15 protein-coding genes are annotated in these 20,636 nt (G+C 70.1%); 9 read left to right on the forward strand and 6 right to left on the reverse strand.

Features of this window, described 5'->3' with window-relative positions; translation table 11 throughout:
• Positions 1-139: 139 nt before the first annotated feature.
• The 5 genes from A2G96_RS04810 to A2G96_RS04830 all read left to right on the forward strand — a co-directional run bounded on the left by A2G96_RS04810 (position 140) and on the right by A2G96_RS04830 (position 9,995).
• Positions 140-667, forward strand: a complete 528-nt coding sequence (locus A2G96_RS04810) for a response regulator (protein ID WP_062797258.1) — start codon at positions 140-142, stop codon at positions 665-667.
• A 37-nt stretch (positions 668-704) separates the two neighbouring features.
• On the forward strand, positions 705-1,076 hold the full coding sequence (locus A2G96_RS04815) for a response regulator (protein WP_012352035.1): 372 nt from the start codon (positions 705-707) through the stop codon (positions 1,074-1,076).
• A 63-nt stretch (positions 1,077-1,139) separates the two neighbouring features.
• Entirely contained in the window at positions 1,140-1,703 is a 564-nt protein-coding gene (locus A2G96_RS04820; protein WP_062797259.1) for a chemotaxis protein CheW, read from the forward strand.
• Between the two features lie 110 nt (positions 1,704-1,813).
• On the forward strand, positions 1,814-4,036 hold the full coding sequence (locus tag A2G96_RS04825) for a methyl-accepting chemotaxis protein (protein ID WP_062797261.1): 2,223 nt from the start codon (positions 1,814-1,816) through the stop codon (positions 4,034-4,036).
• A gap of 13 nt (positions 4,037-4,049) precedes the next feature.
• Positions 4,050-9,995, forward strand: a complete 5,946-nt coding sequence (locus tag A2G96_RS04830; RefSeq protein WP_062797263.1) for a hybrid sensor histidine kinase/response regulator — start codon at positions 4,050-4,052, stop codon at positions 9,993-9,995.
• Positions 9,996-10,203: 208 nt separating this feature from the next.
• On the opposite strand, the gene A2G96_RS34360 is transcribed toward A2G96_RS04830, so the two are convergent.
• The 5 genes from A2G96_RS34360 to A2G96_RS04855 all read right to left on the reverse strand — a co-directional run bounded on the left by A2G96_RS34360 (position 10,204) and on the right by A2G96_RS04855 (position 15,083).
• On the reverse strand, positions 10,204-10,635 hold the full coding sequence (locus A2G96_RS34360; protein WP_417926430.1) for a hypothetical protein: 432 nt from the start codon (positions 10,633-10,635) through the stop codon (positions 10,204-10,206).
• A gap of 560 nt (positions 10,636-11,195) precedes the next feature.
• The gene (locus tag A2G96_RS04840; protein WP_062797267.1) at positions 11,196-12,503 is read right to left on the reverse strand and encodes an MFS transporter; all 1,308 of its coding nucleotides are present in this window, start codon (positions 12,501-12,503) and stop codon (positions 11,196-11,198) included.
• A gap of 104 nt (positions 12,504-12,607) precedes the next feature.
• Entirely contained in the window at positions 12,608-13,366 is a 759-nt protein-coding gene (locus A2G96_RS04845; protein WP_062797269.1) for an SDR family oxidoreductase, read from the reverse strand.
• Positions 13,367-13,411: 45 nt separating this feature from the next.
• The gene (locus A2G96_RS04850; RefSeq protein ID WP_010813008.1) at positions 13,412-13,654 is read right to left on the reverse strand and encodes a hypothetical protein; all 243 of its coding nucleotides are present in this window, start codon (positions 13,652-13,654) and stop codon (positions 13,412-13,414) included.
• Entirely contained in the window at positions 13,647-15,083 is a 1,437-nt protein-coding gene (locus A2G96_RS04855; protein WP_062797271.1) for an aldehyde dehydrogenase family protein, read from the reverse strand. Before A2G96_RS04855 ends, A2G96_RS04850 begins: the two co-directional genes overlap by 8 nt.
• A 227-nt stretch (positions 15,084-15,310) precedes the next feature.
• Here A2G96_RS04855 and ppa point away from each other — a divergent pair, with 227 nt between their 5' ends.
• Positions 15,311-15,838, forward strand: coding sequence for an inorganic diphosphatase (gene ppa, locus A2G96_RS04860; protein WP_012352043.1), 528 nt, complete (start codon positions 15,311-15,313; stop codon positions 15,836-15,838).
• 126 nt (positions 15,839-15,964) lie between these two features.
• Positions 15,965-16,537 (forward strand): cytochrome b, encoded by a 573-nt coding sequence (locus A2G96_RS04865; RefSeq protein WP_062797274.1) that lies wholly within the window; start codon positions 15,965-15,967, stop codon positions 16,535-16,537.
• Between the two features lie 18 nt (positions 16,538-16,555).
• Here the strand turns inward: A2G96_RS04865 and A2G96_RS04870 are convergent, their stop codons facing one another.
• Entirely contained in the window at positions 16,556-17,797 is a 1,242-nt protein-coding gene (locus tag A2G96_RS04870) for a GNAT family N-acetyltransferase (protein ID WP_062797276.1), read from the reverse strand.
• Positions 17,798-17,979: 182 nt separating this feature from the next.
• On the opposite strand from A2G96_RS04870, the gene A2G96_RS04875 reads away from it, so the two are divergent.
• Positions 17,980-20,028 carry an NAD(+) synthase gene (locus tag A2G96_RS04875; protein WP_062797279.1) on the forward strand — a complete coding sequence of 683 codons (2,049 nt, stop codon included), beginning with the start codon at positions 17,980-17,982 and terminating at the stop codon, positions 20,026-20,028.
• Positions 20,029-20,274: 246 nt separating this feature from the next.
• Entirely contained in the window at positions 20,275-20,613 is a 339-nt protein-coding gene (gene glnK, locus A2G96_RS04880) for a P-II family nitrogen regulator (protein ID WP_006162803.1), read from the forward strand.
• The last annotated feature ends 23 nt before the right edge of the window (positions 20,614-20,636 follow it).

A 20,636-nucleotide genomic window follows, 5' to 3' on the forward strand; every position in this document is an offset into this window, starting at 1 on the left:
CCGGGCTCAGCCCGGCCTTGGAAGGGAAATAAAAGAATTTCGGGGGTCCGTCGGGGCGCGCATGGGTCGCGCTGCTCCGCACGGGTGTTCTCTGGTGCTTGCCGGCACTCCGCCAGGAGCCGCTGGTCGCGGGAACAACATGCGGGTCGCTCATCTAGAAGAAAACCAGCGGGTCAATACCGCCGGCGCCCAGGGTGCGGCGCCCGGCGTTCCTGTTCCGGGTACCGCGCCGGACATCAAGCAGGACCTCAAGCCCGGAATCGCTCCACCGCCGCGCCGCAAGGTGCTGGTCATCGACGATTCCAGCACCATCCGCCGTACCGCGGAAATCTTCCTGGCACAGGCCGGGTACCAGGTAATGCTGGCCGAGGACGGCTTCGAGGCGCTGGCCAAGGTGGGCGAGCTGCATCCCGACCTGGTCTTCTGCGACATCCTGATGCCCCGGCTGGACGGCTACCAGACCTGTTCGCTGATCAAGAAGAGTCCGCGTTTCCACGCCATCCCCGTGATCATGCTGTCCTCGCGCGACGGCGTGTTCGACCGCTCGCGCGGCCGCCTGGTCGGCGCGCATGACCACCTGGCCAAGCCATTTACCCGCGACGCGCTGCTGCAGGCGGTGCAGGCCTGCCTGCCGAGCCAGCCCGCGGGCGAGGCGTTGCCGGCCTGAACCGCAGGCACGCCGTGTACGAATCGAAGGAAACCCCATGACCGCCATTCACAAGATCCTGATCGTCGACGACTCCCCGACCGAAGCCCTGTTCATGTCCGACCTGCTCGGCAAGCGCGGCTTCAAGGTCGCGGTTGCCAGCAACAGCGAGCAGGCTTTCGCCCGGCTGCAGGCCGAAGCTTTCGACCTGATCCTGATGGACGTGGTGATGCCCGGCCAGAACGGCTACCAGGCCACCCGCGCGATCAAGCGCGACGACCGCTTCAAGGACATCCCCGTGATCATGTGCACCAGCAAGGGCCTGGACACCGACCGCATCTGGGGCATGCGCCAGGGGGCGTCGGACTACATCGTCAAGCCCGTCGACGGCGAAGAGCTGCTGGGCAAGATCGCCGCGCTGGCGCACTGAGCCCACCCGCGCCGCCCGCGCCGGCCGCACGGCACACCACTGCCACCAGTTCCGGGGACCGCCATGAACGCGCCACGCCAAGACCTCCGCGCCCGCCACACCCGCCTGCAGGACTACCAGGCCATGCTGGCCCGCCGGCTGCGCGAGGCGCGCAGCTTGCCGGCCGCTGACAGCTACCTGGCGCTGCAGGTGGGCGCGCGCCACTGGCTGCTGCCGCTGGCCGATGCCGGCGAGGTGCTGGATATGCGCCAGCCCAGCCCGGTGCCGCTGACGCAGCCTTGGTACAGCGGCCTGGTCAACGCGCGCGGCAGCCTGCTGGGGGTGATCGACTTCAGCCTGTTCTGCGGCGGCGCGCCGACGCCGCTGCAGCCGGGCAGCAAGATCGTGGTGCTGTCGCGCGACGCCGAACGCGCCTGCGCGATCCTGGCCACGCGCGTGGCCGGGCTGCGCCATGCCGCCGACCTGGGTTTGCCGCACGGCGATGCCGCTGCCGCCGGACCCGAGCCGGCGCCGGCCTGGGAAGGGCAGCGCTATGCCGACCGCGAGGGGCGCGACTGGCAGGTGCTGGACGTGCGCGCGCTGCTGGATGCGCCCGCCTTCCTGCAGGCGGGCCGGGCCGCCGCCTGACGCGCGCGGCCGCTCACGCCAGGCACAGACAATGACGGCGCGCAGGCCAGAGCCTGCCGCACCCGGCACGAGCCGCCGGGGATGACAACGATAAAACGGAAGAGGGTGCCATGGGTTTCAAGAATTTCAGCCTGGGCCGGCGCACGCCGGCAGCCGACGCTGCCACCAGCCTCGCCGGTGCTCCGGACGGGCCCGACCTGGCCTATGCCACAGGCCCCGAACCCGCGCCCGTGCCGCCCGCCGCCGCAGGGCTGGGCGCGACCCCGCTGGAGCACCTCGGCCGCTGGCTCGGGCGCATGCCGTTCGCCTCGCAGCAGCGGCTGCTGACCGTGGGCGTGGTGGTGTCGCTGGTGGCGCTGCTGGGCTCGGTGTACCTGGATAACCGCATCGCCAACAATGCCGCCGCGCAGATCGAGGTGGCCGGCGACATGCTGATGCACTCGCAGCGCCTGGGCAAGGCGGTGCCGGTCGCGCTGCTCGGCAATGCGCAGGCCTTCACCCAGCTGCGCCAGTCCCGGGACGCCCTGTCGGGCGACCTGAAGGCGCTGCAGCAGGGCAGCGACGAAAAGCGCGTGCGCGCCACCACCGGCGCGGCCGAGCCGCTGCTGCAGACCGCCATGCAGTCCTGGTTGCGTTCCGAGAAAAGCGCGGCCGACGTGCTGGCGCAGCAGCCGGTGCTGACCACCATCGGCCAGACCCTGCAGATTTTCAACGCCTCCAACCCCGAACTGCTCGAAGCGGCCGAACAGGTGGCCGCGATCAAGCTGCAGTCCGGCGCCAATGCGCGCGAGGTGGCGGCCTCGGCGCAGCTGGTGATGCTGACGCAGCGCCTGGGCAAGAACCTGAACGAGTTCCTGGCCGGCGAAGGCGTCAACCCCGAGACCGCGTTCCTGCTGGGCAAGGACACCAACACCTTCCGCGAGACCCTGGACGGCCTGCTCAACGGCAGCGAGGCGCTGCGGCTGTCCGCCGCCACCGACGAGGAAACGCGCGGCTACCTGCAGCAGCTGTCGCAGCGCTTCGAGGCGGTGCAGAAGACCACCCAGACCATCCTGCAGAACCTGCCCGGGCTGATCGCGGCCAAGCGCGCGCAGCAGCAGATCTTCAACGACAACGAGGCCCTGCGTGCCGAACTGTCGGCGCTGCAGCGCGCCTACGCGGAGTCGGCGCGCAGCCGTCCGGTGACACTGGGCGCGACCGTGGTGTCGGCGGCGCTGACGCTGCTGTGCCTGGTCGGCCTGGCCGCGCTGTACCTGCGCGATTCGCGCATGCGCGCGCTCGAAGCCGAAGCGCGCGAGCGCGAGGCCGAGGCCCGCCGGCTCGACGAAAAGCGCAACAACGACAATACCCAGAAGGCGATTCTGCAGCTGATGAACGAGCTGCAGGACATCGCCGACGGCGACCTGACGCGCCAGGCCACCGTGACCGAGGACATCACCGGCGCCATCGCCGACTCGGTCAACTACACCGTGGAAGAACTGCGCGAGCTGGTCGGCCGGGTGCAGCAGACCGCGGGCGAGGTGACGCAGGCCTCGGGGCAGGTGCAGGCCACCTCGACCCAGCTGGTGTCGACCACCGAAGAGCAGTCGCGCCAGATCCGCCAGACCGGCGAGTCGGTGGTGGAGATGGCCGACCGCATCACGCAGGTATCGCGCGGCGCGGCCGAGTCCGCCAACGTCGCGCGCGCCTCGCTGTCCGCGGCGGAACAGGGCCAGCAGGCAGTGCAGAACGCGATTGCCGGCATGAACGACATCCGCGAGCAGATCCAGGAAACCTCCAAGCGCATCAAGCGGCTGGGCGAGTCGTCGCAGGAGATCGGTGAAATCGTCGAGCTGATCTCGGACATTACCGAGCAGACCAACGTGCTGGCGCTGAACGCCGCCATCCAGGCGGCGTCGGCGGGCGAGGCCGGGCGCGGCTTCTCGGTGGTGGCCGAAGAAGTGCAGCGGCTGGCCGAACGCTCCGGCGAGGCCACCAAGCAGATCGGCGCGCTGATCCGCACCATCCAGACCGATACCCAGGACGCGGTGCACGCGATGGAGCGCAGCACCCAGGGCGTGGTCGAAGGCGCGCGGCTGTCGGACCACGCCGGTGCCGCGCTGGTCGAGATCGGGCGCGTGTCGCGCCAGCTCGCCGAACTGATCGAGCAGATCTCGCAGTCCACCTCGCACGAGGCCGACCTGGCCACCACCGTGGCGCGCCATATCGAACGCATCCTGCAGGTCACCGAGCAGACCACCACCGGCACGCGGCAGACCGCGCAGTCGGTGCGCCAGCTGACGCTGCTGAGCGAGGAGTTGCGCAACTCGGTGTCGCGCTTCAAGATCGCCTGAGCGGGAAGCCGTCATGTCCCTGAATTCCCCGATCCCGCGCGAGCCGGAAGGCCCCGACGTCCAGCCTGAACCAGAACCCGCCCCGTTGCCGGCCAGCGCGCAGCCGTCGCCCGACGGCGGCACCGCGCGCGACCTGTCCGGCCTGGCGTGGCTGGCGCCCAGCCTGCGCAGCGCGCTCGAAGACGCCGCCGCGGAGCTGGGCCACTATGTCGACGAAGTGCGCCAGGCGCCCGAGGCGCTGGGCGCGCGCGATACCACCTCGCTGCGGCTGGCCGGCCAGCACTTGCACCAGGCTGCCGGCGCGGTGCATATCGTCGGGCTGCGCGGGACCGATCCGTATTGCCAGGCGCTGCGCCGGCTGCTCGATGCCATCGACGCCGGCACCGTGGCCGCCGGCCCGGAGGCGCTGGCGGTGTTCCGCGCCGGCGTGCAGGCGCTGGCCGAGTATGTCGACGACCTGATGGCCGGCGACGACGAGGCCCCGCTGCGCCTGTTCCAGCCCTATGCGGCCGTGCTTGCCCGGCTGGGCGAGGAACGCGTGCATCCGGCCGACCTGTGGCTCGACGAGCTGCAGATGCTGCCCGGCATGCTGCTGCCGCCGAAGGGGCCGGCCGCGGTCACGCGCGCGCGCCAGCAGTTCGAATCGGCGCTGCTCAAGGCGCTGCGCCTGCCGACGCCATGCGCCGACGCGGCGCTGCTGCGCGAAGCCTGGCTGCCGCTGCACGCTGCGTTGGAGGAACTGCGCGCCAACGAGCAGGAAGCGCGCCGCGCCGCCGACCATCCCGACCGCGGCGTCTGGCATGTGCTCGGGCTGGTGTGCCGCGCGCTGGCGCTGCGCCTGCTGACGTCGGACCTGCTGGCCAAGCGCTTTGCCGGCCGCGCCAACCTGCTGCTGCGCCAGTACCAGCAGGGCCATGTGCGCGTGCCGCAGGCGCTGCTGAACGACGCGGTGTTCCTGCTGGTCTGCACCGGGCTGGCCGGGGGCGGCGATGGCGACGAGCGCGACGAGCGCGACGATGCCGACGCGGCGGCGCTGCGCGCCGACATCGCGCGCACGCTGGCGGCGTTCCGCCTCGATGCCGCCCACGCGCAGGCCCATGCCGATTTCCGGCTGCGCTACTACGGCTGGCTCGACCCGATCGACACGCGCAACCTGCAGCAGGCCGCGGCCGGGCTGGAACGCGCCGCCGCCACGGACCAAGCCGCGTGGGAGATCGCGCTGGCCGCACTGGCCGAGGCCGCGCAGCCGCTGGCGCAGCCGGCGCTGCAGCGTTGCCTGGCGCAGGCCGCGATGCTGGGGCGCCAACGCGATGCCGGCGATGCGCTCGGCGCCGCCGGCATCGCGCTGTTCCTGTCGCGCGCGCTGGCGCTGCCGTGGCGCGTGCACGGACAATCCGCCCATCCGGCCGCGGCATTCTTCGCCGCGCAGTGCGACGCGCTCGCCGCCTGCCTGGCGGACCCTGCCGCTGCCGCGCCGGCCTGGCTGGCGCGCATGGTCGACGAGGCGCGCGCCCAGGCGCAGCGCAGCGAAGCCGTGGCGCAACTGCGCGCGCAACTCGACAGCGGCGAAGCGTGGCTCGACAGCTATGACCGCAATGCGGCGCGCGCCGACGGCGTCGCGCACCTGCGCGACGCGCGCCAGGCCTTTGCCGCGCTGGCGGGAACGCTGGCGCAGCTGCGGGCTTCGTCGGCGCTGCCGGGCGCGCTGGCCGGCGAGGCCGCGCAGGCCGGCGCGGCCGTGGAGGCGGTCAGGACCCGCCTTGCCGATGAGGGCGAGCTTGCCGACGCCGGCTCGCGCGCGGCGCTGTTGCGTACGGTGGCGGCGGAACTGGGCGTGGTCCATGCGTTCGCCGATGCGCTCGAATTCGGCCGTGCCCGCCACGCCGAGCTCTTGCCGGAGGTTGCTGCCGCGGGCGACGCGCATGCGCCGCAGGATCCGCTCGACGCGGCGCGCGCCGCCGCCGACGAAGCGCTGCGTGCCGGCGCCGTTGCCGACGCGCCGGCGGTGCAGCGGCTGCGCGCCGCGCTGCAGGCGCTGGCCGACCAGGCCGCGATCGACGACGACGCCGCGCTGCGCCGCCAGGCCGCCGACGCCGTCACGCAGTGCAACGCCTGGCTTGCCGGCAGCGACGACGCCGGCGCGCGCCTGGTGATGGCGCTCGCCGCGATCCCGGCGGAGCCCGCGCCGGTGCCGGCCGGCTCAGCCACGCCGCCCACGCCGTCCATGCCCGCGGCCGGCGACCACGCCGCCATCGATGCCGAGCTGCTCGACATCTTCCTCAACGAGGCCGACGAGGTGCTGGGCGGCATCGCCGGCGACCTTGGCGCCGGTGTCGAGGCGCTGCGCGATGCCGACATGCTCAGCCGGGTGCGGCGCGCGTTCCACACGCTCAAGGGCTCCAGCCGCATGGTCGGCCTGCATCGCTACGGCGAGGCGGCATGGGCGGTGGAGCAGGTGATGAACCTGTGGCTGGCCGAGGCGCGCGAGCCGGCGCCGGCGCTGCTGGCGCTGCTGCGCCGCGCGCATGCCGAGCTGTCGGCATGGGTGGCGCGGCTGCACGGCGACGCCGCGGCGTGGCACGACATCGCACCACTGGTCGCGGCCGCCGAGGCGGTGCGCGATGCCGGCACCGCCGCTGACATGGCGCAGGCTGCGCCCGACGTGGTTGCAGAGGATGCGCCGAACGAGCATCCGGACGCAGCCGAATCGGAAGCCGATACGGACACCGATACGGACACCGATACCGACGCCGCTGCCGACACCGGCACGCCCGACCACAACGTGATCCCGTTCCGGCTGGCCGGCGGCCTGTCGGACGAGGACGACCATTACAAGGTCATCGGCCCGGTGCGCATCGGCCTGGCGCTGTACAACGTCTACCTGCAGGAGGCCGATGGCCTGCTGCGCCAGTTCGCCACCGATATCTCCGAATGGCGGCACGAAGCCCATCCGTGCCCGAGCGAGCTGGCGCTGCGCGTCGCCCACACGCTGCAGGGCAGCGCGTCGACCGTGGGCCTGGAGCCGGTGCGCGAGATCGCCGAGGCGCTGGAGGCATTGCTGCTGCAGCTGGGCTCGCATCCGGTGGCGATGCATGCGGGCGATTTCCGCCTGCTCGAGCAGGCCGCCGAGCGCATGCGCGGCATGCTGCACCAGTTTGCCGCCGGCATCTGGCCGCAGGCCGATGCCGCATTGCGCCGCAGCCTGGCCGAGTTCGGCGAGCGCGCGCTGCTGCGTCCGCGCGTGGCGCTGCCCGCGCCGCCGCCGGCCGAGGCCGATGACGCGATGGCGCAAGTGTTTGGCCGGCTGCCGCCGGCGGCCGAAGCCGAAGCAGCTGATGAAGCCCCTGCAGCGCCGCCTGTCTCCGCGCACGATGCGGTGGTGATCGCGCTGCCGACGCTGCCGCGCGCGTCCGACACGCCGGCCGCCGACGCCGACGCCGACGCCGACGCCGACGCCGGCACCGCACCCGACCCGGCGCTGGTGCAGATCTTCCTGGAAGAGGCGCAGGGCTCGCTGCCCGAGCTGGGCAAGCTGTTGCGCGGCTGGGAGGCCGCGCCCGACGACGCGCGCCATGGCGGGCTGGTGCTGCGCGCGCTGCATACGCTCAAGGGCAGCGCGCGCATGGCTGGCGCGATGGCACTGGGGCAGGCCGCGCACGAGATGGAGACGCTGCTCGACAGCACGCTGCGCGGGCAGGGGCAGCAGCCGGTTGCGCCGAAGGTGTTCGAGCGGCTCTACGCCTGGTACGACCGCATCCTGGCGCATGCCGAGGCCCTGCAGGCCGGCCGGCTGCTGCCGGCCGACGATGCCGATGTGGTCAACGGGCTGGCCGATCCCGGGCAAGCGGCCGACGCCGCCGTGCGCGAGCCTGAAGGCGCCGAAGCTCCGGGCGCATCGCCCGCAGAGGCGCCTCTGCCTGAACTGCCCTTAGTGCCGGGGCCTTCCGACGTGATGGTGCCGATGCCGCCGGCCGCTCCGCTGGCTCCGCTTGCACCGCTGGCATCGGCCGAGCCGCAGCGTGCGCTGGTGCGCGTGCAGGCGCGTGCGCTCGACACGCTGATCAACGAGGCCGGCGAGGTCGGCGCCACGCGCGCGCGCCTGGACAGCGAGCTCGAGGCGATGCGCGCCTACCTGGGCGAACTGAACGACAACGTCGCGCGCCTGCGCGGCCAGCTGCGCGAGATCGAGATCCAGGCCGAATCGCAGATGGCATCGCGCATTGCCGATGCGCAGCACAAGCAGGAATTCGATCCGCTCGAGTTCGACCGCTTTACGCGCTTCCAGGAGCTGACGCGGATGATGGCCGAGTCGGTCAACGACGTCGCCACCGTCGAGCAGAACCTGCAGCGGGGCTTCGACCGCGCCGCCGGCGACCTGGCGGCGCAGGCACGGCTGACGCGCGGCCTGCAGCGCGGCCTGATGCAGGCGCGCATGGTGCAGTTCGACGCGCTGGCCGAGCGGCTCTACCGCGTGGCGCGACAGGCCGCGGCCGAGACCGGCAAGGAAGTGCGGCTGCTGATCAAGGGCGGCACGGTCGAGATCGACCGCTCGGTGCTGGACCGCATGGCCGGCCCGATCGAGCACCTGATCCGCAACGCGGTGGCGCACGGCATCGAGCCCGCCGCGCAGCGCCGCGCCGCGGGCAAGCCCGCCACCGGCGCACTGACGCTGGAAGTGCAGCAGGAAGGCAACGAGGTGGTGCTGCATTTCATCGACGACGGCGGCGGGCTGGACCTGGCGCGCATCCGCGCCCGCGCGGTCGAGCGCCGGCTGCTGGCCCCGGACGACGATGCCAGCGAGGCGCGCCTGACCGAGATGATCTTCACTCCCGGCTTTTCCACCGCGGAGGCGGTGTCCGAACTGGCCGGCCGCGGCGTGGGCATGGACGTGGTGCGCGCCGAGACCGTGGCGCTCGGTGGTCGCATCACGCTGGCGTCGCAGCCGGGGCAGGGCACCACCTTCACCGTGCACCTGCCGCTGACCACCGCCATCACGCAGGTGCTGGTGATCGCGCTGGGCGCGCGCCGCTTTGCGGTGCCCAGCGGCATGATCGACCAGGTGCAGCAGCTGCGCGCGCCGGCGCTGCTGGATGCGTACAACCACGGCCGCCTGGCGGTGGCCGGCGCCGAGGTGCCGTTTTTCTACTTTGGCGCGCTGCTGGAACAGGGCGAGGCCGCGCCCGCGGGGCGCAAGTACTCGCCGGTGGTGGTGGTGCGCAGCGGCGCTGAGCGCGTCGCCGTGCATGTCGACGACGTGGTTGGCAACCGCGAAGTGGTGGTCAAGCACATCGGCCCGCACCTGGCGCGGCTGGAGGGCATCGCCGGCGCGACCACGCTGGGCGATGGCGAGATCGTGCTGATCTACAACCCCGTGGTGCTGGCGCAGCGCTTCGTGCGCGAGCGCGGCCGCTCGCTGCCGCTCGATTCGCCGGCACTGCCGCAATCGACGCAGCAGCCGTCCGTCGCGCCGCAACCGGGCGCGGTCGCGGAAATGGCGCGCGACGGCACCGCCGAGCCCGTGGCCGGGCTGGCGGCGCAGCCCACCGTGATGGTGGTCGACGATTCCCTGACCGTGCGCAAGGCCACCCAGCGCCTGCTGGGCCGCGCCGGCTACCACGTGGTGCTGGCGCGCGACGGCGTCGACGCGCTCAAGCAGCTGCAGGACGTGATGCCGGACGCGATGCTGGTCGATATCGAAATGCCGCACATGGACGGCTTCGACCTGACCCGCAACGTGCGCTCCGATGCGCGCACCGCGCACCTGCCGCTGGTGATGATCACCTCCCGCACCGCCGACAAGCACCGCCGCTACGCCGAGGAAATCGGCGTCAACGTGTATCTGGGCAAGCCGTATAACGAGGATGAACTGCTGGGGACGCTGCACCGCTTGCTGGGTGAGCGCGCGGCGGGGACGGCGGGGTCGGTGGCGCAGATGCTGGGGGATGGGCAGGCGGGGTGAAGGCGGATTTTATTGCCGCATACGGTTCCGTTCTCCGCGTGTTTGCTCCCCTCTCCCGCTTGCGGGAGAGGGGCGGGGGAGAGGGCAGGCCCTGGCATACCGACGCGCTGTACTTCGTCGACGCACCGGCCCTCTCCCCAACCCTCTCCCGCAAGCGGGAGAGGGAGCCCGCCATCGGTAATTGCAAGCGTGTCGTTGCAGCGCCTACTTACCACCGCATCTGCGCATTCTTGCTGTTGGTGCTGACCGTCATGGTCTTGGTCCGCCCCTGGTACGTCGCGCGTACGTTGTAGGTGCCCGACGGCGCCTTCAGCAGGCAACGCGGCCCGTCGGCGACAAAGCTGGCGACTTCCTTGCCGCCGCGCATCAGCTTGACGTCGACATCCGAAAGGTACTCGCCGCGCGCGCCCTGCGTGAACAGCAGGCTCATGTTGTACTTGCGCGCCTGCGATTGCAGCGCGACCTGCTCGTCCTCGGCCACGCCGCCGCAGATGTAGGCGACCGGGCCGGCCTGGCGCTGCACCATCGCGTCACGCGGCGGCGGCGGGGGCGGCACGGTCAACGGCGGCCGGGGCTGCGCCGGGGCTGCCACCGGCGGCGGCGCGGGCACCGCGGGCGGCGTGCCGGTGGGTGCGGGCATCGGGGAAGCCGTCGGCGGCGGTGCGGCCGTCGCAGGCGCTGCTATCCCGGGTGCAGGCTGGGTGGCAGGCGGCATGGTGGCCGCCGGCGGCACCGTGGTGGAGGGCGGCACGGTGGTGGCGGGTGGCGTGGTGACGCCCGGCGTCGGTGCCATGGTGCCCGGCGCAGGGGCCGGTGCGGCAGTCGCTGGCGCGGCCGGGGTTGCCGGTGCGGGGTTGGCGTCGACCACGGGTGCCTGCGCATGGCTGGCGGCTGGCACCAGGGCCAGCAGCGCGACCACGCCGGCGCTGAGCGCGAGCACCAGGCGCTTCACGCGCGAGCGGCGCGCCAGGCGCGCTTCGATGACTTTCAGCGAACGGGTAGGGGCAAACGGGAGCAATTGCGGCATCGTGGCCTCCTTGGCAAGCTTGGGAATCAGATGCCCCGGAGGACCCCGTCGGGATCACTCCGGGTGTCTCTTTTCCATGCTAGGGCTCAGGAACTGGCGACACTGCCGGGCGTGGTCCTACATCCGCGTCAGCCGACGGCGCATTCGCGCCGGCAAGCGGCGCGCGCGCGACTTCACTTCCGGCTCACCAGCCGCTTCGGTACCGACAACGTCAGCGCCGCGCCGACCACCAGGCACGCGGCCAGCAGGTACATGCCGGAATCGGTGCTGTGGGTCAGGTCCTTGAGCCAGCCCACCGCATACGGGCTGAGAAAGCCGGCGAGGTTGCCGAGCGAGTTGATCAGCGCAATGCCCGCGGCCGCGCCGGTGCCGGCCAGGAACGCCGTCGGCAGGCTCCAGAACAGCGGTAGCGTGGTCAGGATGCCGATCGTCGCCAGCGTCAGCGCCACCATCGCCAGCGTGGTGTCGCCGTGCCATTGCACCGACAGCAGCAGCCCGAGCGCGCCGGCCAGCGCCGGCACCGCGATATGCCAGCGGCGCTCGCCGCTGCGGTCGGCGCTGTAGGCCACCAGTACCATGCCGACCACCGCGCAGCCATAAGGGATGGCGGTCAGCAGGCCGATATCGAGCGCGCCCTTGACGCCGGTCTGCTTGATGATGGTCGGCAGCCAGAAGCTGACGCCGTACAGGCCCATGACGAAGCAGAAGTAGATCGCGCTCATCAGCCAGACGCGCGGGCTGGCCAACACGGTGCGGATCGGCGGGTCTTCCTTGTGCGCGTTCTCGCTGGCGATATTGCGCTCCAGCAGCGCTTTCTCTTCGGCCGACAGCCATTTGGCGTGGGCGATGCGGTCATCCAGGTAGGCCAGCACCCACAGCCCCACCAGGATCGACGGAATGCCTTCCAGCAGGAACATCCACTGCCAGCCGGCCCAGCCGTTGTGGCCGTCGAATGACTGCATGATCCAGCCCGACAGCGGCCCGCCGATCACGCCCGACAGCGCGATCGCGGTCATGAAGAAGGTGGTGGTGCGCCCGCGCCGGTTGGCCGGGTACCAGTAGGTCAGGTACAGGATGATGCCGGGGAAGAAGCCGGCCTCGGCAATGCCGAGCAGGAAGCGCAGCACGTAGAACATGGTCGGCGTGGTGACGAACATCATCGCCGCCGAGATCGCGCCCCAGGTGATCATGATGCGCGCGATCCAGATGCGCGCGCCCACCTTGTGCAGGATCACATTGCTCGGCACCTCGAACAGGAAGTAGCCGATGAAGAAGATGCCGGCGCCGAGGCCGTAGACGGTCTCGCTGAACTTCAGGTCGTTCAGCATCTGCAGCTTGGCGAAGCCCACGTTGACGCGGTCAAGGTAGGCCACCACGTAGCACAGCAGCAGGAAGGGCACCAGGCGCCAGCTGACCTTGCGGTAGGTGGCGTCTTCAAAGGCGGCGTCGCTGACGCCGGGGTTCACTGCGGTCGTTGTCATGCTGTCTCCTGAGGAAATGCGTTTCTGTGTGACGCGTTCTTACAGCTACGGTACGACTGGGCAAGCAGAAAGACTGGGCAGGCAGAAAAGCTGGCGGTGCGGCCTCAGACGCAGCGGCCGCCGTCCACTTCGATGCAGGTGCCGGTGATGAAGGCGGCTTCGTCCGAGGCCAGGTACAGGCAGGCGTTGGCCACGTCCTGCGGCGTCGACATGCGGCCCATCGGGATGGTGGCGAGGAAGCGCGCGCGGTTCTCGGGCGTGTCGGGCATGCCCATGAATTCCTCGAGCAGCGCGGTGGCGCCGATCACCGGGTTGACGCAGTTGACGCGGATATTGTCCGGGCCCAGCTCAGCGGCCATGGCCTTGCTGGCGGTGATCACCGCGCCCTTGCTGCCGTTGTACCAGACCAGCCCCGGCCGCGGCCGGATGCCGGCGGTGGAAGCGATATTGACGAACACGCCGCCGCCGCGCCGTCGGAAGTGCGGGATGAACGCGCGCGCCGACCAGTAGATGCTCTTGACGTTGACGGCGTAGACGCGGTCGAACTCGTCTTCGGTGACTTCCAGGATGGGCTTGTTGCGATGGGTGGTGCCGGCGTTGTTGACGACGATATGCACATCGCCGAAGACCGCAAGGGCGGCTTCGCGCATGGACTCGGTGTCGGCTTCGCGCGAGACATCGGCGCGCACCGCGCGGGCGCGCCCGCCGGCGTCGCGGATTGCCGCGGCGACGCGCTCGGCGGCATCCTCGCGCAGGTCGGCCACCACCACGTTGGCGCCTTCTCGCGCAAAGGTATGGGCAATGCCTTCGCCAAAGCCGGAACCGCCGCCGGTGACGATCGCTACCTTGTTGGCCAGTCTCATCGCTTGTCTCCTCAGTGTCTTGGTGATGTTCGGTGCAGGGCGGGGCTAGTGCGAAAACGGCCCGCGCCCCCTCAGGGCATTCGCCACCATCATCAGCGCCAGCAGGAACGGCAGCGCCACATACAGGCACCAGTGCACGCGGTCGCCGACCACGTCGCCCCACTTGCGCTTGAACACCTGCAGCCGCGGCATGCCGGAAGGATTGGTGGCGCGCTTGTTCCGCACATGCCAGGCCATCCAGAAAAAGAAGATGGCAAAGGCGACCGACAGGAAATTGATGTTACCCATGTTGAATGGCGATGGTTTTCAGGGTGGTGAATCCGTACAGGGCCTCGAAGCCCTTTTCGCGGCCGTAGCCGGACTGGCCGCTGCCGCCGAAAGGCAGCTCCACGCCGCCGCCGGCGCCGTAGTTGTTGATAAAGACCTGGCCCGCGCGCAGCTTGTGCGCCAGGCGCAGCTGGCGGCCGCCGTCGCGGGTCCAGACCCCGGCGACGAGCCCGTAGGGCGTGCCGTTGGCCAGGGCGATGGCCTCGGCCTCGGTGTCGAACGGCATTGCTGCCAGCAGCGGGCCGAACACTTCTTCCTGCGCCAGCCGGTGCGCGGGCGGCACGTCGCGGAACAGCATCGGCACCTGGTAGTAGCCGGCCTCGGGCGCCTCGGCCACGATCTGGCCCTGCGCCATCACCGCCACGCCGGCGTGCTGTGCGTCGGAGACGAAGTCCCACACGCGCTGCTGCTGCTTGCGGCTGATCAGCGGGCCGCATTCCAGGTCGAGTTCCGACGGGCCCACGCGCAGCGATTCGAATACCGACGCGAGCCGGTCCAGCAGCCCGTCGTAGACCGGGCGCTCCACCAGCAGGCGGCTGCCGGCCGAGCAGGTCTGGCCGGCGTTCTGCACGATGCCGTTGACCACCACCGGCACCAGCGCGTCGAGGTCGGCATCGGCAAACACGATCTGCGGCGACTTGCCGCCCAGTTCCAGCGTGACCGGCACGTGGTTCTCGGCGGCCAGTTGCGACACCAGCTTGCCGGTCTGCGGCGAGCCGGTGAACGAGATGTGCTGGATGCCGGGGTGGCGTGCCAGCGCGGCGCCGGCCTCGTGGCCGTAGCCGGTGACGAGGTTGAGCGCGCCTTCGGGCAAGCCGGCCTCGGCGGCGATCTCGGCCACGCGCAGCAGCGACAAGCAGGCATCCTCGGCCGGCTTGACCACGCAGGCGTTGCCGGCGGCCAGCGCGGCGCCGACGCTGCGCCCGAAGATCTGCAGCGGGTAGTTCCACGGGATGATGTGGCCGGTCACGCCGTGCGGCTCGCGCACCGTCAGCACGGTGTAGCCGGGGTTGTAGGGAATGGTCTGGCCGTGCAGCTTGTCGACCGCGCCGGCGTAGAACTCGAAGTAGCGCGCCACCGCGCGCGCATCGGCGCGCGCCTGGCGCAGCGGCTTGCCGGTGTCGCGGGCCTCGAGCGCGGCCAGTTCTTCCTCGTGGGCGATCAGCGCCACGGCGACGCGGTTGAGCAGGCGCACCCGCTCGGCCGGGGCCATCTGGCCCCAGGCGCCGTCGGCGGCCTGGCGCGCCGCATGGACGGCGACATTGATATCGGTGGCGTTGCCGCGCGCGATCTCGGCGAAGGGCTCGCCGTTGGACGGATCGAAGACCTTGATGCGCAGGCCGTTGTCGGGCGCGATCAGGCGGTTGGCGACGAAGTGCTGGGCGTGCATGGGTGGCTCCGGGGCAGCATTGGGCGGCGTTGGGGCAGCATAAGGGCTGCGGCTATTCAGTGTCGGCTGAAGAATGCGCCATTATCGCCGACGCCGGCGTCGCTGCAACGCGTTGCAGCGGGGCAGGGACATCGGAAACGGGGAGACCGCTTGTCAGCAACCGGTCAGGCGCGAGCCGCTATAATGCCCGCCATCCGACAACACAGCGCAGGCATCTGGAGAACCGCATGAGCTTCAACCTCGTATCCCCGGGCAAGGACATCCCCAACGATTTCAACGTCATCATCGAGATCTCGGCCCAGAGCGATCCGGTGAAGTACGAGGCCGACAAGGAAACCGGCCTGCTGTTCGTCGACCGCTTCATCGGCACCGGCATGCGCTACCCGGCCAACTACGGCTATATCCCGCAGACGCTGTCGGGCGATGGCGACCCGGTCGACGTGCTGGTGCTGTCGCCGTTCCCGATCCTGGCCGGCGCGGTGGTGCGCTGCCGCGCACTCGGCATGCTGAAGATGACCGACGAGTCCGGCGTCGACGCCAAGCTGGTCGCCGTGCCGGTCGACAAGCTGTCGCCGGCCACCGCCTACATGAAGGGCCTGTCCGACGTGCCGCAAAACCTGCTCGACCAGATCAAGCACTTCTTTGAGCACTACAAGGCACTGGAAGCCGGCAAGTGGGTCAAGGTCGAAGGCTGGGCCGGCATCGAGGAAGCCCACAAGGAAATCACCGACGGCGTGGCCAACTACAAGAAGTAAGCTGAACGCCCGCTGAACCGACCCCGCTCCGGCGGGGTTTTTTTATTGCCGGGCGCTTGATCCCCGTTAGCACCCGGCAAAGTGGCCTGGGCTACGCTAGGCGGGTATTCACAAAGAGGAGTCCCCATGCATCCCATTACCGAAATCCAGGCATCACCGCAGACCCTGCCGTCGTCGCGCCGCTATGACGGCCTGGCGGTCTGCTTCCATTGGACGGTGTTCGTACTGGTGGCACTGGCCTATGCCGCGATCGAGCTGAAGGGCAACTTCGCCAAGGGCACGCCGCCGCGCGCGCTGGCCATGGCGGTACATGAATGGGCCGGCGCGCTGGTGCTGCTGCTGGCCGTGCCGCGCCTGCTGTGGCGCCTGCTGCGCGGCGCGCCCGCGCCCGAGCCGGGCGCGCGCTGGATGCAACTGGCCGGTGAGGCCATGCACTGGGTGCTGTACCTGTACATCCTGGCGCAGCCGCTGCTGGGCTTGCTGGCGATGAATGCCGGCGGCCATCTGCTGGCGCTGCCGGCGCTGGGCATCGAAGTGCCGGCACTGGTCGCACCCGATCCGGCGCTGAAGGACAGCGTCAAGGAGCTCCACGAAACCCTGGGCACCGCGTTCTACCTGGTGATCGGGCTGCACGCGATGGCGGCGCTGTTCCACCACTACATGCTGGGCGACAACACGCTGCGGCGCATGTGGCGCTGAGCGCCGACAAGCCGGCCTTCAGGCGCGCGCGAATGGATTGCGCTCGCCCAGCTCGTCCAGGTAGGCGTCGATGCCCTGGCGCTCGCGCGCCAGGAAGCGCTCGACGGCATCGGCGAAGGCCGGGTGCGCCAGCCAGTGGGCCGAGCGCGTGGCCACCGGCAGGAAGCCGCGTGCCATCTTGTGCTCGCCCTGCGCGCCGCCCTCGAAGGTGCCGATGCCGTGTTCGATGCAGAACTCGAGCGGCTGGTAATACGCGGTCTCGAAATGCAGGCAGGGGTGGTATTCCAGCGCGCCCCAGTAGCGCCCGTAGAGCGTGCTGACCGCAGGATCGTCGTCATACACCACCAGCGAACTGGCGATCGGCTGGCCCGCGCGCTCGGCGATCACCAGCAGCAGGTGCTGCGGCATGGCGGCGCCGATGCGGCGGAAGAAGTCCAGGTTCAGGTAAGGGCTGGAATGGTGCTCGCGGTAGGTCTGGCGATAGCAGCGGTTGAAGAACTTCCACGCGTCGTCGTCGATCTCGGCACCGCGCAGCCGGCGGAAGGTGATGCCGGCCTGCGCCACCTGCCTGCGCTCGGCGCGGATGTTCTTGCGCTTCTTCTGCGACAGCGTGGCGAGGAAGTCGTCGAAGCTGCCGTAGCCGTCATTGGTCCAGTGGAACTGCACGCCGTGCCGCATCAGCATGCCGGCCTGCGCCATCAGTGCGGCCTCGGCCTCGTCCGGAAACAGGATGTGCAGCGACGACATCTGGCTGTCGGCAGCGAGCGCCAGCGCCACCTGCAGCAGCAGCCGGCGCGCCTCGGCGTCTTCGGCCAGCAGCCGCGCGCCGCGCACCGGCGTGAACGGGATCGCAGCCAGCCACTTGGGGTAGTACTCGATGCCGTTGCGCGCATAGGCGTCGGCCCAGGCCCAGTCGAACACATACTCGCCATAGGAATGCGCCTTGGCGTACAGCGGCATGGCGGCGGCCAGCCGTTGCGGGCGGCCCGCCGCGGGCGGCGCCCATAACGTCAGGTAACGCGGATGCCATCCGGTGTCCGGGCATGCGCTGCCGCTGGCGTGCAGCGCATGCAGGAAGGCGTGCTTGAGGAAGGGCGTGGCGTCGGTGTGGCGAGCGACCAGGGCGTCCCAGGCCGCGGCATCGACCTGGCCCAGGTCGGAGACGATCTCGGTACGGTATTGCGCGGCGGCAGCGCCGGCCCGGTCGTGCGATTCCCGTGCCGGCTCGCCCTGGCCGGGCACGCATGGTTCAGACTGCATTGCACCAGTTCCCTCTGTGGACCGGTCGAGTCTACCGGAAACCCGGCGCCGGAGCCGGCGTCGTAAAATGGAGCATCCTGGTCAATAGTGCTTTCCCAGGCATCCACGGATGCTGCGGGCGACCCGCACGCTGGCGGCTGGTCCAATGGGCCGCCGCACCACTCCCATCACCAAGGCCCGATATGAAAAACCTGTTTTTCAACCTGTATTCGCACGGCTTTGCGCGCGTCGCGGTGGGCGTGCCGGTCTGCCGCGTGGCCGACCCGGCCTTCAACGCCAACGAGACCATTGCCCTGGCAACGCAGGCGGCGCAGCGCGGCGCCGTGCTGGTGGCGTTCCCGGAGCTGGGGCTGTCGGCCTACACCTGCGACGATCTGTTCCACCAGCGCGCGCTGCTGGATGCCTGCCAGGCGGCGCTGGCGACCATCGTCGAGGCCTCGCGCAAGCTGCCGGCGGCGCTGGTGGTGGGCATGCCGCTGCGGGTCGAACACCAGCTGTTCAACTGCGCGGTGGTGGTGGCGCGCGGACGCATCCAGGGCGTGGTGCCCAAGACCTACCTGCCCAACTACTGGGAGTTCTACGAGGCGCGCCAGTTCAGCGCCGCCGACAACGCCGCGGTCGATTCGATCGAGCTGCTGGGCCAGCAGGTGCCGTTCGGCGCCGGCCTGCTGTTCGAGCTCGAGGACATCCCCGACTTCCGCTTCCACGCCGAAATCTGCGAAGACGTATGGGTGCCGATCCCGCCGTCGTCGTTCGCGGCGCTGGCCGGGGCCACGGTGCTGGTCAACCTGTCGGCATCGAATATCGTGGTCGGCAAGTCGGGCTACCGGCACCAGCTGGTGTCGCAGCAGTCGGCGCGTTGCCTGGCGGCCTACCTGTACACCTCGGCCGGCAAGGGCGAGTCGACCACCGACCTCGCCTGGGACGGCCAGGCGCTGATCTGCGAGAACGGCGAGCTGCTGGCCGAGTCCGAGCGCTTTGCCGACACCTCGCACCTGCTGTTTGCCGATATCGACGTCGAGCGGCTGTCGCGCGAGCGCATGCACCAGGTCACCTTCGGCCACTCGGTGCGGCGGCACAAGGCCGAGGTGGACCGGTTCCGCGTGGTCCGCTTCCCGCTCGACCTGACGCTGGAAAAGTCGCTGCCGCTGGAGCGCAACGTGGCGCGCTTCCCGTACGTGCCGGCCGATCCGCGCCAGCGCGACGAACGCTGCATGGAGGTCTACAACATCCAGGTGCAGGCGCTGGTGCAGCGGCTGTCGGCGAGCAAGATCAGCAAGGTGGTGATCGGCGTCTCAGGCGGGCTCGATTCCACCCATGCGCTGCTGGTGTGCGCCAAGGCGATGGACCGGCTGGGCCTGCCGCGCGCCAATATCCTGGCCTACACCATGCCCGGCTTTGCCACCAGCGGGCGCACGCTGCAGCAGGCGCGCCAGCTGATGCAGGTGGTGGGCTGCACTGCGACCGAGATCGATATCCGGCCGTCGTGCCTGGCGATGCTGAAGGACCTGGGCCACCCCTACGCCGCCGGCGAAAAGGTCTACGACGTGACCTTCGAGAACGTGCAGGCGGGCGAGCGCACCAACCACCTGTTCCGGCTGGCCAACCACAACCATGCCATCGTGATCGGCACCGGCGACCTGAGCGAGCTGGCGCTGGGCTGGTGCACCTATGGCGTGGGCGACCACATGTCGCACTACAACGTCAACGCCAGCGTGCCCAAGACGCTGATCTCGCACCTGGTGCGCTGGGTCGCCGAGACCGGGCAGGTGGGCGAGGGCGGCTCGGACGTGCTGCTGGCCGTGCTCGATACCGACATCAGCCCCGAGCTGATTCCCGGCGACAGCAACCACGGCCCCGAGCAGAAGACCGAGAGCACCATCGGCCCGTACGAGCTGCAGGACTTCAACCTCTACTACACGCTTCGCTTCGGCTTCACCCCGTCCAAGATCGCCTTCCTGGCGCAGCATGCCTGGGGCGACCGCGAGCGCGGCATCTGGCCCAACGGGCCGCACGTGGTGCGCAACCAGTACGGCCTGCCCGACATCAAGCGCAACCTGGCGATCTTCCTGGACCGCTTCTTCCGCACCAGCCAGTTCAAGCGCTCGTGCGTGCCGAATGCGCCCAAGGTCGGGTCGGGCGGATCGCTGTCGCCGCGCGGCGACTGGCGCGCGCCCAGCGACTCGGAGTCGGTGGTGTGGCTGGCGGACCTGGAGAAGGTGCCGGACTGAGCGCAGGGGCCTTGTAAGTGACGCTGGGGTGCCGGTTTATACACAGGTTCTCCAGCGGCTTGCCCACAGGGTTATCCACAGGCGTGGACTGCGCCGGATGCGCGCCAGCCCACGCAGCAGGCGCGCCGGCCGTGGCGCTGGCGGAAATGCAAGCGCGCAAGGGCTGTTAAAATGCCCTCCGGAGAGCGCCGCGTCCGCGGCGATGCGCCGCCAGGCGCGTGAACAAACGATAAACAGGGGCCAGTCATGAAGCAGATTACCGCCATCATCAAACCGTTCAAGCTCGACGAGGTGCGTGAAGCGCTGGCTGACGTCGGCGTGACCGGGCTGACGGTGACCGAAGTAAAGGGATTTGGCCGCCAGAAAGGGCATACCGAGCTGTACCGCGGCGCCGAGTACGTGGTCGACTTCCTGCCCAAGATCAAGATCGAAGTGGTGGTGGCCGAAAACCAGCTCGATACCGTGCTGGACGCTATCGTCAAGGCCGCCCACACCGGCAAGATCGGCGACGGCAAGATCTTCGTCACCGAGATCGAGCGTGTGATCCGCATCCGCACCGGCGAGCAGGACGAAGCCGCGGTCTGAGTCATCGCCCCGATCCAATCAAA

The organism is Cupriavidus nantongensis (assembly GCF_001598055.1).
GTDB classification, from domain to species: Bacteria; Pseudomonadota; Gammaproteobacteria; order Burkholderiales; family Burkholderiaceae; genus Cupriavidus; species Cupriavidus nantongensis.

Excerpts from the sequence above, each read along its gene's own strand:
- A2G96_RS04810 (WP_062797258.1), top strand. The coding sequence starts at position 140 with ATGCGGGTCGCTCATCTAGAAGAAAACCAGCGGGTCAATACCGCCGGC.
- A2G96_RS04815 (WP_012352035.1), top strand. The coding sequence starts at position 705 with ATGACCGCCATTCACAAGATCCTGATCGTCGACGACTCCCCGACCGAA.
- A2G96_RS04820 (WP_062797259.1), top strand. The coding sequence starts at position 1,140 with ATGAACGCGCCACGCCAAGACCTCCGCGCCCGCCACACCCGCCTGCAG.
- A2G96_RS04825 (WP_062797261.1), top strand. The coding sequence starts at position 1,814 with ATGGGTTTCAAGAATTTCAGCCTGGGCCGGCGCACGCCGGCAGCCGAC.
- A2G96_RS04830 (WP_062797263.1), top strand. The coding sequence starts at position 4,050 with ATGTCCCTGAATTCCCCGATCCCGCGCGAGCCGGAAGGCCCCGACGTC.
- A2G96_RS34360 (WP_417926430.1), bottom strand. The coding sequence starts at position 10,635 with ATGCCCGCACCCACCGGCACGCCGCCCGCGGTGCCCGCGCCGCCGCCG.
- A2G96_RS04840 (WP_062797267.1), bottom strand. The coding sequence starts at position 12,503 with ATGACAACGACCGCAGTGAACCCCGGCGTCAGCGACGCCGCCTTTGAA.
- A2G96_RS04845 (WP_062797269.1), bottom strand. The coding sequence starts at position 13,366 with ATGAGACTGGCCAACAAGGTAGCGATCGTCACCGGCGGCGGTTCCGGC.
- A2G96_RS04850 (WP_010813008.1), bottom strand. The coding sequence starts at position 13,654 with ATGGGTAACATCAATTTCCTGTCGGTCGCCTTTGCCATCTTCTTTTTC.
- A2G96_RS04855 (WP_062797271.1), bottom strand. The coding sequence starts at position 15,083 with ATGCACGCCCAGCACTTCGTCGCCAACCGCCTGATCGCGCCCGACAAC.
- ppa (WP_012352043.1), top strand. The coding sequence starts at position 15,311 with ATGAGCTTCAACCTCGTATCCCCGGGCAAGGACATCCCCAACGATTTC.
- A2G96_RS04865 (WP_062797274.1), top strand. The coding sequence starts at position 15,965 with ATGCATCCCATTACCGAAATCCAGGCATCACCGCAGACCCTGCCGTCG.
- A2G96_RS04870 (WP_062797276.1), bottom strand. The coding sequence starts at position 17,797 with ATGCAGTCTGAACCATGCGTGCCCGGCCAGGGCGAGCCGGCACGGGAA.
- A2G96_RS04875 (WP_062797279.1), top strand. The coding sequence starts at position 17,980 with ATGAAAAACCTGTTTTTCAACCTGTATTCGCACGGCTTTGCGCGCGTC.
- glnK (WP_006162803.1), top strand. The coding sequence starts at position 20,275 with ATGAAGCAGATTACCGCCATCATCAAACCGTTCAAGCTCGACGAGGTG.